This window comes from Streptomyces sp. NPDC102451 (assembly GCF_044765485.1).
GTDB lineage: Bacteria > Actinomycetota > Actinomycetes > Streptomycetales > Streptomycetaceae > Streptomyces.
Genome location: NZ_JBIWKD010000021.1, coordinates 88,680 through 102,199 on the forward strand (window position 1 = coordinate 88,680; position 13,520 = coordinate 102,199).

Below are 13,520 nucleotides of genomic sequence, written 5' to 3' on the forward strand. Positions count from 1 at the left end.
GTTAGCGGCTCAGGGCGTTCATGTGCTCGATTGCGCTTGTCGTCGCAGCGGAGGAGCTCCCTCAGCGAGTCGGCTCCGGGATCTCCACCGGCTGGTGGTCCGGCGTGCACATCGCGTCGGCCGCACCCGAAGGCGTGCAGGGTGCCCCTTGCGTCTGCTTGACGAATCCGGGGGTCCCGGACAGCGATGCGGTGAAGACGGCGTCCAGGTCCTCACCGGCTCCGCACCCCTTGAAGGGCGGGATCGTCACCGAACCCGTCAGCGTCCCTCCCGTCACCACGGTGTAGCCCTGGTCGCCGTTCTCCGCGTCCCAGGTCCCCAGGCCCTTGAGCGAGAGCCGGAAGGGCCGCTCCGTCCGGCAGTTCTTCCCCACGTCCAGCGCGACGCCGTTGACCTTCACGTCGTACAGCCTGAGGACGAAGTCCAGGTCGACCGTCGTGGTCGTCTTGCTGGCACCACCGGCGGAGAGATCGATGATGTTGTGGGACACCACGTTGCGGTCCTGCGGCGAGTTCGCCTTGGGAGGGATCTGCGTCATCTCGAGTGTGGCTGTCGTGGGCATGAACCCGAAGGTCAGGAACGTCCCGGTACTGGGCGGCAGTTGAGGCTTCCCCTTGTAGTCCAGGACGATTGCCGCGTTCAGATACACATGCAGGTAGGGGTACTCCATGACGGGTTCGCCCGGATAGGTATGGATCCGTGCGCAGGCAGGGGGGAACTTGTTGGCGGCGTCGAGCTTGGTCACGTTCGCGTAGCCGGCCACGTAGGTGACCATTTCGAGATCGTCCGCCGTGTTCCCGACGCACGGTGGCGCGGAAGCCGGCACGGGCTCCTTCGCCCTCGTCCCGACCTCGGGCGCGGCGGCCTCTCCCTGCTCCTCGTCACCGTCCGGCCACTCGTCGGAAGCGGACGGTCCGGGCGTGGGCGTCCCGGCACCGCCGTCCACGCCGACCGTCGCCAGAGTCGTCTTCTGGTCCGCTTCCACCACGCACGTCAAGGAGATGGTCGGCGGTTCGGCCGGAGCGCCGTCGGCCTTCTTCACGGCCAGGTCCACCGAGAGGTCGGCGGCCTCGAACGACAGGTCCCCGGGCACCCCGGGTTTCACGTAGGGAACGCCCCCCGTCGTGCTCAGCGTCAGGTCGCCCGCCTCGGGAACCGGTACCGGCTCGGCGGTCGTCCCGATCCACTCCGTCCGGGCGTGCTGGTCCCCCTGGGCCACGTCGACCGAGAGCCGCGCCTCCGCCCTCACGGTCGCCACTCCGGCGGCAGCGAGTCCGGCCGACGCTTCCTCGGACAGCGTCACGTCCAACCCCACGTCCTCGGGCTGGATCACCTGTTCGGCATGACCGGATTCCGGGATCTTCGCGGTGATCTCGACCTTCACCGGTTGTCCTCCCTCCGGGAGGTCGCAGGTGTAGGCCAGTTCCGCATCGATCTCCTGCACACCGGACGCGGCCTGCGCGCCCGGGATCATCCCTCCCAGCAGCACCGCGGCGGCCACCGCGGCGCCCCGCGCCGTGCGCCGCCGTGCGCCTGTCATACGACTGCCCCTCACTGAACATGTCCCCTTTCGGACGGACGGGACGCGCGTCGTGCGGCGCGTGGATGCGCCGCGCGGTCCCCGGTCACGGGATTCCGGCGCGAGGCCGGATCAGGGCGTGTACACGAGGGTCGGGCGGGTCGTGCCACCGACCGGCGTGACCAACGAGTAACTGGCGCTGTACGCCCAGGTGTCGCCCACCGCCAGGTAGCCCGCACATCCCGGGGTGGCAGTCAGGACCGTCAGCTTGTACGTGCTGTCGTCGGTGACCTCCAGCCGGCCGGTGGAGTTCGAATAGGTCGCCGCCAGCCGGCCCGCCACCGTGACCGCGCAGGTCGTGATGGTCATCCTGAGCTTCACACCGCTGATGTACCCGTGGGTGACACCGGCGCTGTAGGTGTTCGCGTTCAGCTTCCACGGGGTGGACGTGTCGGCGGTCGGGGCCACCGGGCCGAAGGGGCTGGTGCAGTTGCTCCAGGTCAGCGGAGCCACGGTGCCGACCGTGACGTCGGTGGCGCCGGAGGCGGTGGCCAGGTCGCCCTTGGCCGCGGACGACATGCACGTCATCGGGATGCCGTTGAAGATGAACACGACGGTTCCGGAGCTGCCGGAGAACGCTTCCGGGGAGCTGGGGCCGACCGTCCAGACCGGCGCGGCGACGCCCGCCGTGGCGGCGGGGGCCGCGAAGGCCACCGCGGCAACGGCGGCACCGGCGGCCACCCCCAGCTTCTTGAGAGACCTGCGCACAGCTGGTTCCTCCGATTCGACAACGGGGCACGGGCCCGGGCGCTGCACCGGATCCCCGGCCGCCCACGACGACGGCGTCCGCCTTCGGGTTCGGGGCGCAGAGATCGCACGGCGGGCGGGCCTGCCTGCCGCGCGATCCCTCACCCGATGACGACTTGTGGCCTGATCAGGGGGTGTAGACGATGGTCGGCTTGGTGGTGCCGCCGATCGGCGTGACCGCGCTGTAGTTGGCGGCGTAGGTCGGGTTGTTGCCCACGGCAGCGATCCCGGCGCAGCCCGCGGTGACGGTGGCGACCGTCAGCTTGTAGGTCGCGTTGTTGCTGACCGCCAGCACGCCGGTGGAGTTGGTGTACGTGGCGGCGACGTTGCCCGTCACGGTGAAGGTGCAGGTGAGGACCTTCAGCGTGGCCTTCACACCGCTGATGTACCCGTTGGTGACACCGGCGCTGTAGGTGTTGGCGTTCAGCTTCCACGCGGTGGACGTGTCGGCGGTCGGGGTCACCGGGCCGAAGGGGCTGGTGCAGTTGCTCCAGGTCAGCGGAGCGATGGTGCCGACCTGCACGTTGGTGGTGCCCGAGGCGGTGGCCAGGTTGCCCTGCGCCGCGGACGACGTACACGTCATCGGGATGCCGTTGAGGGTGAGGGTGACGGTGCCGGCCGTGGCGGAGAACGTCTCCGGCGAGCTGGGGCCGACGGTCCAGGTCGGAGCGGCGACGCCGGCGGTGGCGGTGGTGGCTCCGAGGGTGACGGCGGCCGCGGCGGCACCGGCCGCGAGCGCGATCTTTCTGAGAGAGTTGCGCACAGTGATTTCCTCCGATTCGGCAGTGCGGGTGCACTGTTGCGGGGACAGCACCCGAATTCCTGCAAAGACGCAGGGAGTGCCGCGATGAATCGTGTTGCGTGGGGGCCGTGCTGCTCTTTCAGCCACACACGTTCTGTGACAGGGCGTGACGTTACTTGCGGGAAACTTCGAACACAATCCCGTCGGTCAAGATTGGTTCGGCGAGTTTTTTTCCTCGTCAGTAGCTCACTAATTCGCCCGGCGCTCTTGTCACTTGGTGCGCAATATCCAGGCGGAAAGGCACGTGATCCGGACCGGCGCCACCGCCGGCCGGGCCGCCCGGAGAGGACCGGAAGGTGGTGACGAGAGCCACCGAATGCGTCCCGGGGACGGCCGGCGGGGCGGCCGCCGCACCACCCGCCGGGGCCTTCGACGCGACCCGCGGCCGAAAACATTGTCCGGAAGTGAGCATTTACCGTTTCACCTGCACCGGAGGACCACAACAGGGCCATGTTGTGTGCCCCTTGCACTTCGATCCTGTCCAGGCGGTGTGCACCCCGCCCGACTTGGTCTATCTTCGGCGCCGATGTTGGTATACACCTGTCGGTCCGTGGGAGCGCTTTCCCCCACCTGCTCCACCCACGCCGGGCCCAGGAAAGCAAGGGGACGGTCATGCCGAGACTTATCCAGCCGCTGGACACCGGAGACCCGCTGGGGCCCCTCCCCCAGGAGTTCGCCGCGATCATGCGGCCAGAACTGCCGAGCCTGATCAAAGAGATAGGCATGGAAGTGACCCGCGCCTATCCGGAATACGCGCGGCTCCTCAACGGCCCCAATGGCACGTCCATCCGGATGGGTGTCGAGCAGAGCCTTTCCTCCTTCGTGGACCTGGTCGCCGAGCCCTCGTCCCCCACGGTTCTGCGCGACGACATGTGCCGGAGATTCGGCAGGTTCGAGGCGTACGAGGGCCGCACCATGGACGCGCTCCAGGGGGCGTACCGGCTGGGTGCGCGGGTCGCGCTGCGGCGGGCGAAGAAGGTGGGCCGGAGTTACAACTTCTCGCCCGCGCTGATGCTCAGCTTCGCCGACGCGTTGTTCGCGTACGTGGACGAGCTCGAGTCGCTGTCCCGCGAGGGCTTCCTGGAGGTGCAGGCCCAGTCCGACCAGCAGAGCGAGGCGGTGCGCCGGCGCCTGCTGCACCTGATCCTGGCGGGCCGGCCCGTACCCCGCAGCGCCATCGCCGAGTTGTGCGAGCAGACCGGGTGGACACTGCCCGAGCAGGTCACTCTCGTCGCGGTGCGTGCCCCGTCCGGCCTCGACCGGATCAGCGCCGACCCCGACGTCCTGATCGACCCCGGCGACCCGCAGCCGCACCTGCTGGTTCCCGGGCCGATGAACGACGCGCGCAGAGAGATGCTCGACCGGACGATTCCCGGCGGCGGCGCGGCGATCGGGCTGACCGTGCCGACCGCGCTCGCCGCCGACTCGATCCGCTGGGCCCGGCGTGTCCTGGAGCTGGTCGACGCGGGGGTCGTCGACGACGCGCCCGTCATCCTCTGCGAGGACCACCTCATCACCCTGTGGCTCCTCTCCGACACCGCCCTCCTCGACCAGCTCGCCGAGCGGGAACTGGCCGCCGTGTCCGGCATCAGCACCACACGCCGCGAGCGGCTGATCGAGACACTGCGGATCTGGCTCGACACCCGGGGCACCGCCGCCCAGATGGGCGAGTTGCTGGATGTGCACCCGCAGACCGTCCGCTACCGGATGCGCAGCCTGGAGGCCATCTTCGGCGAGCAGCTCACCGACCCGGAGAGCCGCTTCTCCACCGAGGCCGTGCTGCGCGCCCTGCAGTTACGGGCCCGCAGCGGCCATTCCCTCAACTGAACGCCCATCACATGCCTGGCGCGAAGTCAACTTACCTTCAGGTAAGGCGAAATAGACGGTCAGTCCCAAACGGTTGCGACACGGAGACGTTCTCAACGAGAAACCCGGAACTGCGTCCCGTTACATAAGGAGGAGCGGTGGCCCACCGGCCGTCGCCGAGCGCCACCTCCTGGCCAACCATCCGAGAGGGAACCCCCCATGACCGCCTCGCACCTCCTCGTTCCCGTGCCGATCCCCGACCGGGTCGCCGCGCTGATCGGGTCCTGCACTCCGCCGCACATCCTGCAGGCGGAGTTCGACGCCGACTGCGCCGCCCGCGAGGTGCGCAGGTTCCGCGGTCCGAGGCTCGGCATCGAGGACCAGGCCGACCGCGAGCAGGCACTGTCCGAGCTCGCGTGGGCCAACAAGGTGCTCTCCGCCCACCACCCGCGTCTGGCGGTGCGCCCCGACGGCGCCTGGTGACATCTGCTTGCGCGGCGGCCACGGCCCCCTTACCTTACTCAGAAGTAAGTTTACTCTGGAGTAAGGATTTGGCGTGCCCGACAACAGCAACGGCAACCTCACCGACGAACTGGCCGGGCTCGACTTCGCCGCCGTCTCCCCGGAGGAGTTCGCGCGGATCGTCAAGGGCCTGTCCGCCAAGCAGCTCGGCGAGGTCATGCACGGTGATCTGCGCGCCCGGGTGCTGGGCGAGGTCTTCGGCCGGATGCGGCAGCAGTTCCGCCCGGAGGCGGCCGGCGGGCTGAAGGCCCTGATCCGCTGGAAGATCACCGGCGAGAGCGAGGAGGTCTACGAGACCTCCATAGCCGACGGCACCTGCACGGTGCACGCGGGCCGCTCCGACGCCGAGCCCCGTACGACGCTGGTGATGGGCGACGCCGAATTCCTCAAGCTGGTCTCCGGCAACGGCAACCCGGTGACGATGTTCATGATGCGCAAGCTGAAGGTCGCCGGTGACGTCGGACTGGCCTCGGGCCTGACCCGCTACTTCGACATCCCGAAGGCCTGAGCCCATGAGCTACTTCTCCCTCGCGCTGACCGAGGAACAGCAGGACCTGCGCAACTGGGTGCACGGTTTCGCCTCCCAGGTGGTGCGCCCCGCGGCCGCCGAGTGGGACGAGCGCGAGGAGACCCCGTGGCCGGTCATCCAGGAGGCCGCCAGGATCGGCCTGTACGGATTCGAGTCGCTCGCCGACATGTACGGCGACCCGAGCGGGCTCTCCCTCCAGATCGCCAACGAGGAGCTCTTCTGGGGCGACGCCGGGATCGGCATGGCGCTGTTCGGCACCTCGCTCGCGGTCGCCGGCATCTTCGCCTCCGGCACGCCCGACCAGCTCGCCGAGTGGGTGCCGCAGTGCTACGGCGACGAGGACGACCCGAAGGTGGCCGCCTTCTGTGTCTCCGAGCCGCAGGCCGGTTCCGATGTCTCAGCGATGACCACGAAGGCCCGTTACGACGAGGCCAAGGACGAATGGGTGCTCTCCGGCCAGAAGGCGTGGATCACGAACGGCGGGATCGCCGAGATCCATGTGGTGGTCGCCTCGGTCGACCCCTCGCTGGGCGCGCGCGGCCAGGCCGCGTTCATCGTGCCGCCCGGCACGAAGGGCCTGGCGGCGAGCCGCACCATCAAGAAGCTCGGACTGCGCGCGTCGCACACCGCGGACGTCTTCCTCGACGGCGTACGGGTGCCCGGGCACTGCCTGCTGGGCGGCAAGGAGAAGCTGGACGCCCGCCTGGCCCGCGCCCGCGAGGGCGGCACCGCGAAGGGCCAGGCGGCGATGGCGACCTTCGAGGTCAGCCGCCCCACGGTGGGCGCGCAGGCACTGGGCATCGCGAGGGCCGCGTACGAGTACGCACTCGAGTACGCCGGTGAACGCGAGGCCTTCGGGCGGCCGGTCATCGAGAACCAGTCGATCGCGTTCGCCCTCGCCGACATCCGTACGGAGATCGAGGCCGTACGCCTGCTGATCTGGCAGGCCGCCTGGATGGCCCGCAACGACCGGACCTTCGACGCCGGCCAGGGCTCCATGTCCAAGCTCCGCGCGGGTGAACTCGCCGTCTCCGCAACGGAGAAGGCCGTCCAGATCCTCGGCGGCGCCGGGTACAGCAGGGAGCACCCGGTGGAGCGGATGTACCGCGACGCCAAGATCTACACGATCTTCGAGGGCACGAGCGAGATCCAGCGCCTGGTCATCGCCCGGGCCATCTCGGGACGGCACATCCGCTGACACGGGCGCCCGGAACGTCACGCTCCAGGCGTTGCCGGTGTGAACCGGACCGGCACCGAGGCCGGGCCCCGTGTGAAGACGCCCTCCTCGGCCGGGGTGAATCCCTCGGCGAGGCGGACGTCGGGCATGGCGTCCAGCAGTTGGTTCACCCCGGTCTCCACCTCGGCCCTGGCCAGCAGCGCGCCCACGCAGAAGTGCCGCCCCAGCGCGAAGGCGAGGTGGTCGGCGGCGGCGGAGAACGCGTTGGTGCTGGTCAGGTCGGACCGGAACAGGTCGAAGCGGTCGGGCTCGGCGTAGCGGGCCTCGTCCCGGTTGGCCGATCCGATCAGGCAGGTGACGGTCGCGCCCGCCGGGACGGTGCCCCCGGACAGCTCCACCTCGCCCGCCGTCTGGCGCATGATCATGTGGACCGGCGGGGTGTAGCGCAGCGTCTCCGCGAAGGCCCGGTCGATCAGGGACCGGTCCCGCTGCACGGCGGCGAGCTGCTCGGGGTGGGCCAGCAGATTGGCGAAGACCGAGGCGATGGCCTTGTCGGTCGTCTCCCCGCCGGCCGCGAGCAGCAGGCTGCAGAACGCCTTGATGTCCTCGTCGCTCATCCGTACGCCGTCGACCTCGGCGGCGCAGAGCGCGGAGAGCAGATCGTCCCCCGGCTCCTCCCGGCGCCGCTGGATGACCGGGATCATGTACTCGGCGAACTCCTGGCGGGTCCGCTCCCCCGCCGCCGCGACCGCGGGGTCGCCCGCCAGGTTGCCGAGGAAGGCGATGACGTTGGTGTACCAGCCGTGGAAGCGCTGGTGGTCCGCCCTGTCCAGGCCCAGCATGTCGGCGATGACCAGCACGGGGAAACGGGTCGCGAACGCCTCGACCAGGTCGGCCTCCCCGGTGTGGCGGAAGGCGTCGATGAGCTCGCGGGCGTTGCGCTCGATGACGGGCAGGAACTTCTCCTGGAGGTCCGCGCCCCGGAAGGCGGGGGCGACGAGGGCCCGGCGCACGGCGTGTTCCCTGCCGCTGAGCTGGAGGATGGTCCGGCCGTGGACCGGTTCCAGCTGCCAGTCGTAGTTCTCGGTGGTGAACTCCTGGGCCCGGTCCTTGAAGACGCGCTCGACGTCCTCGTACCGGGAGACGAGGTAACTCCCCGTGGCCTCGTGGTGGATCAGCGGGGCGCTCTCGCGCATCGTCCGGTAGGCCCCGTAGGGATCGGCGGCGAAGGCGGGCGAGAGAATGTCGGGCGGTGAGGACGCCTGGGACACGTATGACTCCTGTGGGGAAGAGACCGGAGTGCTTCATGGCAGTGAACGGGCAACACCAGCAAGGCTATTGACCCTCAGCCGAATACCGAACCCCCTGGGAGTATTCTTGATCGCCGCGTCCGGAGCACCACGTCCGTCCGTCCTGTTCGTCACCGATCTCGCCTACGAGGCACGCGGGCGGCGCTACTGCGACGAGGACATCTTCCTGACGTCCCGGCTGCGCGATGCCTTCGATGTCGCGCTCTGTCACCCCCGGGACGCGGCGGCGCTGCTGGAGGGGTTCGACGCGGTCGTCGTCCGCAACAGCGGTCCGGTCCTGCACTACCAGGAGGCGTACGACGCGTTCCGCACCCGGGCGCGGGAGTCGGGGACCCGCGTCTACAACACGCTGGACGGCCGCGGTGACATGGCAGGCAAGCAGTATCTGGTCGATCTGAGCCGGGCCGGCTTCCCGGTGATCCCGACCGTGGACCGTGCGGCGGACCTCGGGCTGCTCCCCCGGGCGGCCGGGTACGTGGTCAAGCCCAAGCTCGGCGCGGACTCGGTGGGGCTGCGGTTCACCGACGAGCCGGAATATCCGGAGGGCGCCGACGGCACGCTGCTTGTCCAGCCCCGGATCGACTTCCGCTACGAGGTGTCCTTCTACTTCGTCGACCACGACTTCCAGTACGCCCTGCACGCACCGCATCCGGACAGGCGCTGGGTGCTCGAACCGTACGTGCCGACCTCCGAGGACCTGGACTTCGCGCGCCGCTTCGTCGAGTGGAACACCCTCACGCACGGCATCCAGCGGGTGGACGCCTGCCGGACGCCGGAGGACGGACTGCTCCTCGTGGAGCTGGAGGACCTCAATCCGTATCTGTCGCTCGACCTGGTGGCGGACGGGGTCCGCGAGGCGTTCGTGGCCCGGATGAAGGCCTCCGTACGGGAGCTGCTGGCCTGACCCGTCCGGCCCGCCCCGCATGCGTGGGGCGGGGCCCGGTGTGAGGGTGCGAGAGTGACCACTGCCAGCGAGACCGCCCCCGCCGCGCAGAGTGCCGCAGCGCCACCCGTCCTCGACCCCCGACGCCGGAACATCGTGTTCGCCACGATCGTGCTGGGGATCCTGCTCGCCGCGCTGGACCAGACGATCGTGGGGACGGCGCTCCCCACGATCGTCTCGGACCTCGGTGGCGCGGAGCACATGTCGTGGGTGGTGACGGCCTATCTGCTGGCGGAGACCGTGGCGACGGTCCTGGTCGGCAAGTTCGGCGATCTCTTCGGCCGGAAGCTGATCTTCCAGATCTCGGCCGTCATCTTCATCACCGGATCGTTCCTCTGCGGCCTCGCGTCGAACATGCTGCTGCTGATCATCTGGCGTGGTCTGCAGGGCATCGGCGCGGGCGGGCTCATGGTCACCTCCATGGCGCTGATCGCCGATGTCATCCCGCTGCGCGAGCGGGGCAAGTACCAGGGGGCGATCGGTGCGGTCTTCGGCGTCGCCACGGTGGTCGGACCGCTGCTGGGCGGACTGTTCACCGACCATCTGACCTGGCGGTGGGCCTTCTACGTCAATGTGCCGATCGCCATCGTGGTGGTCATCGCCGCCGCCCGCAACATCCCGTCCGTCCGGGCTGCGGGCCGCCCGGTCATCGACTACCTGGGCATCGCCCTGGTCGCCGTCGGCGCGAGCGCGCTGATCCTCGGCACCAGCTGGGGCGGCAACGAGTACGCGTGGGGCTCGCCCGTCATCATCGGCCTGTTCATCGGCGGCCTCGTCGCCCTGGCGGCCTTCTGCCTCGTGGAGACACGGGCGAAGGAGCCTATGCTGCCGATGCGGCTGTTCCGCAATCCGGTGTTCGCCGTCTGCTCGATCCTGAGCTTCATCGTGGGCTTCGCCATGCTCGGCGCGATGATCTACCTGCCGACCTATCTGCAGTACGTCGACGGGGACTCGGCCACGCTCTCCGGGGTCCGGACCCTTCCCCTGGTGATCGGCCTGCTCGCGGCCTCGATCTTCAGCGGCAACGTGGTGAGCAAGACCGGCCATTACCGTGTCTTCCCGGTCATCGGCTCGCTCGTGATGGCGGCGGGCCTCTACCTCCTGTCCCGGATGGGCCCGGGCACCGGAACCTGGCTGGAGTCGCTGTACATGCTGGTGCTGGGCATCGGCATCGGCCTGTCGATGCAGGTGCTGACGATCGCCGTGCAGAACACGGTCGACTACTCGGACCTCGGGACCGCGACGTCCGGCGTGACGTTCTTCCGTACGCTCGGCAGCTCGTTCGGCACGGCGGTGTTCGGCACGATCTACGCCAATGCCCTGCGGCCGAATCTGACGCAGGGCATCGAGCAGGCGGCGCGGGCGGGCGGGGATCCGGCCACGCTGGCGCGGGTCGCGGAGAGCCCGAAGGCCGTGCACGCCCTGCCCGCCGAACAGACCGCGCCCCTCGCCCAGGCCTATGCGGACACCCTGCACACGGTGTTCCTGTGGACGGTGCCGGTGGCCCTGCTGGGGTTCGTCGTCTCGCTCTTCCTGAAGCAGGTCAAGCTCCGGGACAGCGCCCGGGCGAGCTCGACCGACATGGGTGAGGGATTCGCCCAGCCGAGCACCGGGGACGCGACGAAGGTGCTCGAATCCGCCGTGGCCAGGATCCTGCAGCAGGCAGGTCCCGACACGGCGAGGCGGATCACCGCGGAGTCGGACACCCGGCTCGACATGGCGGGCGCCTGGGCCGTGATGCAGGTCGACCTCTTCACCCGGATGGTCGGCCACGCGGGGCTCAGGCTGATCGCCGCCCGGCACCGCCTCCCGCCGGAAGTACTGGTGCCCGTCTTCGACCGGATGATCGAGGAGGGCTACCTCACCGGGGACGGCCGGCTGTTCACCCATACGGCGGCGGGCAGCCGTGAGGCAGCGGTGATCTCGGACGCCTGGGGCCGCTGGCTCAACGAACGGCTGGCCGAGGACGGCGCCCGGCCCGACGACCGGCAGCTGCGCGCGGCGGTCGACGTGATCGCCAAGCGGCTGCTCGCGGAGGACCTGGAACACCAGCTCGCCCCGCCCGAGCGGGCGGTGGCCCCGGTCTGATCCTCCCGCTCACAGCTCCCAGGAGCGCGGGCGCTCCAGTGCCTCCCACTCCTCGCGGAGCAGCGAGAGAACCGCGTTGTCGTAGCGGCGGCCGCGGTGCAGACAGCTCGAACGCCGTACGCCCTCCTGCACGAAGCCGGCCGCGGCGAGGACCGAGAGGGCCGCGGTGTTGCCGGTGTGGGTGAGAGCCTCGACGCGGTGCATCGGCAGCTCGCCGAAGGCGAGGTCGACGAGGGCGTCGAGCGCGGCCGCCCCGTGCGCCCGGCCGCGGTGCTCCGGGGCCAGCACGAGATAGGCCTCCGCGGTGCCCTCGGACAGTTGCTGGGTGTGCAGGGCGATGTGACCGATCGGCGTGCCGTCCGGGAGCAGGACGAGGAAGTCGTCCCGCGTGCTGTCGTCCAGATACCGCTCGATGCGCTCACGCAGCTCGTACAGCGAACCGGGCCAGACACCGGCCTCGTGCGCGGCCACCGGATCGGAACGCCAGCGCTGGACCAGCTCGGCGTCGCCGATCTCCAGCGGGGCGAAGGCTATTCCTCTGCCGCGCCAGCAGCGCGCCCGTTCGTCGCCCGGCCCGGACGCGTCCTCGTTCATGCGCGCATCCTACGGATCACCCGGCGCACCCGCGCAACGGATTATCACTCGACGAAGACCGCGGCCTCGTACACCCACGCACCCTGCTCGCGGACGAAGCGGCTCTTCTCGTGGAGCGAGTCGGGCCTGCCGTCGTCGGTGTAGCGGGCGCGGAAGGTGACCGTGCCGGTGCTGTGGAAGGCGCTGCCCTCGGTGGTCTCCAGGATCTCCAGCCCGGTCCAGCGCATCGCCGGGTCGAAGTCGACGGCGGGCGGCCGGGTCGAGGGGTGCCACGTACGCAGGAGGTACCCGGCGTCCTGGACGACGAAGGCCGCGTACCGCGAGCGCATCAGCGCCTCGCACGTCGGGGCCGCGGCGGCGCCGGCGTGGAACCGGCCGCAGCAGTCCCCGTAGGCGGCCTGGAGGCCGCACGGGCACGGTGTCGCCGGGGTGATCCGCGGGGGCCCCGCCGGTGGAACGGCCGGCCGGCGGGGGCGTGAGGTGCGTCGTGACATGCGTCCATTGTCCCCCGTGGGCCGGCGCGCCCGGCAGCCGGTGCGGGCACCCCGCCGGACGCCGTCCCGGGTCAGCGCTTGCGTGCCACGCCCGCGTAGCCGGGGATCGGCTCGTTGCCGGGTACGTCGATGACCTCGCCGAGCTCCGGACGCCACTCCGCGGAGAGCGAGACGCCCGGCTCGACGAGTTCGAGGCCGTGGAAGAAGGCGGTGAGTTCGGCGCGCGAGCGGGGCCGCAGGGTCATCCCCCGGGCCTTGTACATGGCACGGGCCTTGGCGGCGCCCTCGGGGTCGAAGTCCCCGGTGGTGTGCGAGAGCACCAGATAGCTGCCGGAGGGCAGCTGCTCCACGAGCCGGTCGACGAGCTCGGCGGCCCCGTCCTCGTCGTCCACGAAGTGCAGCAGGGCGAGGAGGGAGAGCGCGATCGGCCGGTCGAAGTCGAGGATCTTGCCCGCTGCCTCCAGGATGGCGTCGGGCCTGCGGGCGTCGGCCTGGATGTACTCGGTCGCGCCCTCGGGGGTGGAACGCAGCAGAGCCGCGGCGTGCGCCAGCACGATCGGGTCGTTGTCGCAGTAGACGACGCGTGCGTCCGGAGCGGTCCGCTGGGCGATCTGGTGGAGGTTCGGTTCGGTGGGTATGCCGGAGCCGATGTCGAGGAACTGACGCACGCCGTTCTCGGTGAGCCAGCGGGTGGCCCGGTGCATGAAGGCGCGGTTGACGCGAGCCATGTCACGGCCCCGGGCGTCCAGGGCGAGCAGCTGCTTCGCCATCTGCTCGTCGACCGGGTAGTTGTCCTTGCCGCCGAGGAACCAGTCGTACATCCGTGCGGGATGCGGCTTGCTCGTGTCGATCTCGACGGCCTGGGATTCCTGCCCGGTCATAACGCACTCCGTTGGTCGGGTACTTCGGCGAACAGCGTGTGATGCGAC

General features: G+C 69.9%; 13 protein-coding genes. 6 read left to right on the plus strand and 7 right to left on the minus strand.

Going from position 1 to position 13,520, the window contains the following annotated elements:
- Positions 1 to 61 precede the first annotated feature (61 nt).
- From ACIRD8_RS32615 to ACIRD8_RS32625, 3 genes are all read right to left on the minus strand, one after another.
- Positions 62 to 1,540 carry a DUF6801 domain-containing protein gene (locus ACIRD8_RS32615; RefSeq protein ID WP_403999685.1) on the minus strand — a complete coding sequence of 493 codons (1,479 nt, stop codon included), beginning with the start codon at positions 1,538 to 1,540 and terminating at the stop codon, positions 62 to 64.
- A 111-nt stretch (positions 1,541 to 1,651) separates the two neighbouring features.
- Positions 1,652 to 2,287 carry a hypothetical protein gene (locus ACIRD8_RS32620; protein ID WP_403999688.1) on the minus strand — a complete coding sequence of 212 codons (636 nt, stop codon included), beginning with the start codon at positions 2,285 to 2,287 and terminating at the stop codon, positions 1,652 to 1,654.
- A 166-nt stretch (positions 2,288 to 2,453) separates the two neighbouring features.
- Entirely contained in the window at positions 2,454 to 3,089 is a 636-nt protein-coding gene (locus ACIRD8_RS32625; RefSeq protein WP_403999691.1) for a hypothetical protein, read from the minus strand.
- A 651-nt stretch (positions 3,090 to 3,740) separates the two neighbouring features.
- Here ACIRD8_RS32625 and ACIRD8_RS32630 point away from each other — a divergent pair.
- The 4 genes from ACIRD8_RS32630 to ACIRD8_RS32645 all read left to right on the plus strand — a co-directional run bounded on the left by ACIRD8_RS32630 (position 3,741) and on the right by ACIRD8_RS32645 (position 7,183).
- A complete protein-coding gene (locus tag ACIRD8_RS32630; protein ID WP_403999694.1) occupies positions 3,741 to 4,955 on the plus strand; it encodes a helix-turn-helix domain-containing protein in 1,215 nt (404 codons plus the stop codon).
- A 198-nt stretch (positions 4,956 to 5,153) separates the two neighbouring features.
- Positions 5,154 to 5,417 carry a hypothetical protein gene (locus tag ACIRD8_RS32635; protein WP_403999697.1) on the plus strand — a complete coding sequence of 88 codons (264 nt, stop codon included), beginning with the start codon at positions 5,154 to 5,156 and terminating at the stop codon, positions 5,415 to 5,417.
- 73 nt (positions 5,418 to 5,490) lie between these two features.
- The gene (locus ACIRD8_RS32640) at positions 5,491 to 5,964 is read left to right on the plus strand and encodes an SCP2 sterol-binding domain-containing protein (RefSeq protein WP_403999701.1); all 474 of its coding nucleotides are present in this window, start codon (positions 5,491 to 5,493) and stop codon (positions 5,962 to 5,964) included.
- A 4-nt stretch (positions 5,965 to 5,968) separates the two neighbouring features.
- A complete protein-coding gene (locus tag ACIRD8_RS32645) occupies positions 5,969 to 7,183 on the plus strand; it encodes an acyl-CoA dehydrogenase family protein (RefSeq protein WP_403999704.1) in 1,215 nt (404 codons plus the stop codon).
- A gap of 17 nt (positions 7,184 to 7,200) precedes the next feature.
- On the opposite strand, the gene ACIRD8_RS32650 is transcribed toward ACIRD8_RS32645, so the two are convergent.
- On the minus strand, positions 7,201 to 8,433 hold the full coding sequence (locus ACIRD8_RS32650) for a cytochrome P450 (RefSeq protein WP_403999707.1): 1,233 nt from the start codon (positions 8,431 to 8,433) through the stop codon (positions 7,201 to 7,203).
- A 106-nt stretch (positions 8,434 to 8,539) separates the two neighbouring features.
- Between ACIRD8_RS32650 and ACIRD8_RS32655 the strand changes: the two genes are divergently transcribed.
- Entirely contained in the window at positions 8,540 to 9,376 is an 837-nt protein-coding gene (locus ACIRD8_RS32655) for a hypothetical protein (protein ID WP_403999710.1), read from the plus strand.
- A gap of 54 nt (positions 9,377 to 9,430) precedes the next feature.
- A complete protein-coding gene (locus tag ACIRD8_RS32660) occupies positions 9,431 to 11,503 on the plus strand; it encodes an MDR family MFS transporter (RefSeq protein ID WP_403999713.1) in 2,073 nt (690 codons plus the stop codon).
- Between the two features lie 9 nt (positions 11,504 to 11,512).
- Here ACIRD8_RS32660 and ACIRD8_RS32665 read toward each other — a convergent pair whose 3' ends face one another.
- The 3 genes from ACIRD8_RS32665 to ACIRD8_RS32675 form a co-directional block, all read right to left on the minus strand.
- A complete protein-coding gene (locus tag ACIRD8_RS32665; RefSeq protein WP_403999716.1) occupies positions 11,513 to 12,097 on the minus strand; it encodes a GNAT family N-acetyltransferase in 585 nt (194 codons plus the stop codon).
- A gap of 44 nt (positions 12,098 to 12,141) precedes the next feature.
- On the minus strand, positions 12,142 to 12,591 hold the full coding sequence (locus ACIRD8_RS32670) for a YchJ family protein (protein WP_403999718.1): 450 nt from the start codon (positions 12,589 to 12,591) through the stop codon (positions 12,142 to 12,144).
- 71 nt (positions 12,592 to 12,662) lie between these two features.
- On the minus strand, positions 12,663 to 13,472 hold the full coding sequence (locus ACIRD8_RS32675) for an SAM-dependent methyltransferase (RefSeq protein WP_403999720.1): 810 nt from the start codon (positions 13,470 to 13,472) through the stop codon (positions 12,663 to 12,665).
- Between the last annotated feature and the right edge of the window lie 48 nt (positions 13,473 to 13,520).

Excerpts from the sequence above, each read along its gene's own strand:
- ACIRD8_RS32615 (WP_403999685.1), bottom strand. The coding sequence starts at position 1,540 with ATGACAGGCGCACGGCGGCGCACGGCGCGGGGCGCCGCGGTGGCCGCC.
- ACIRD8_RS32645 (WP_403999704.1), top strand. The coding sequence starts at position 5,969 with ATGAGCTACTTCTCCCTCGCGCTGACCGAGGAACAGCAGGACCTGCGC.
- ACIRD8_RS32635 (WP_403999697.1), top strand. The coding sequence starts at position 5,154 with ATGACCGCCTCGCACCTCCTCGTTCCCGTGCCGATCCCCGACCGGGTC.
- ACIRD8_RS32670 (WP_403999718.1), bottom strand. The coding sequence starts at position 12,591 with ATGTCACGACGCACCTCACGCCCCCGCCGGCCGGCCGTTCCACCGGCG.
- ACIRD8_RS32665 (WP_403999716.1), bottom strand. The coding sequence starts at position 12,097 with ATGAACGAGGACGCGTCCGGGCCGGGCGACGAACGGGCGCGCTGCTGG.
- ACIRD8_RS32630 (WP_403999694.1), top strand. The coding sequence starts at position 3,741 with ATGCCGAGACTTATCCAGCCGCTGGACACCGGAGACCCGCTGGGGCCC.
- ACIRD8_RS32675 (WP_403999720.1), bottom strand. The coding sequence starts at position 13,472 with ATGACCGGGCAGGAATCCCAGGCCGTCGAGATCGACACGAGCAAGCCG.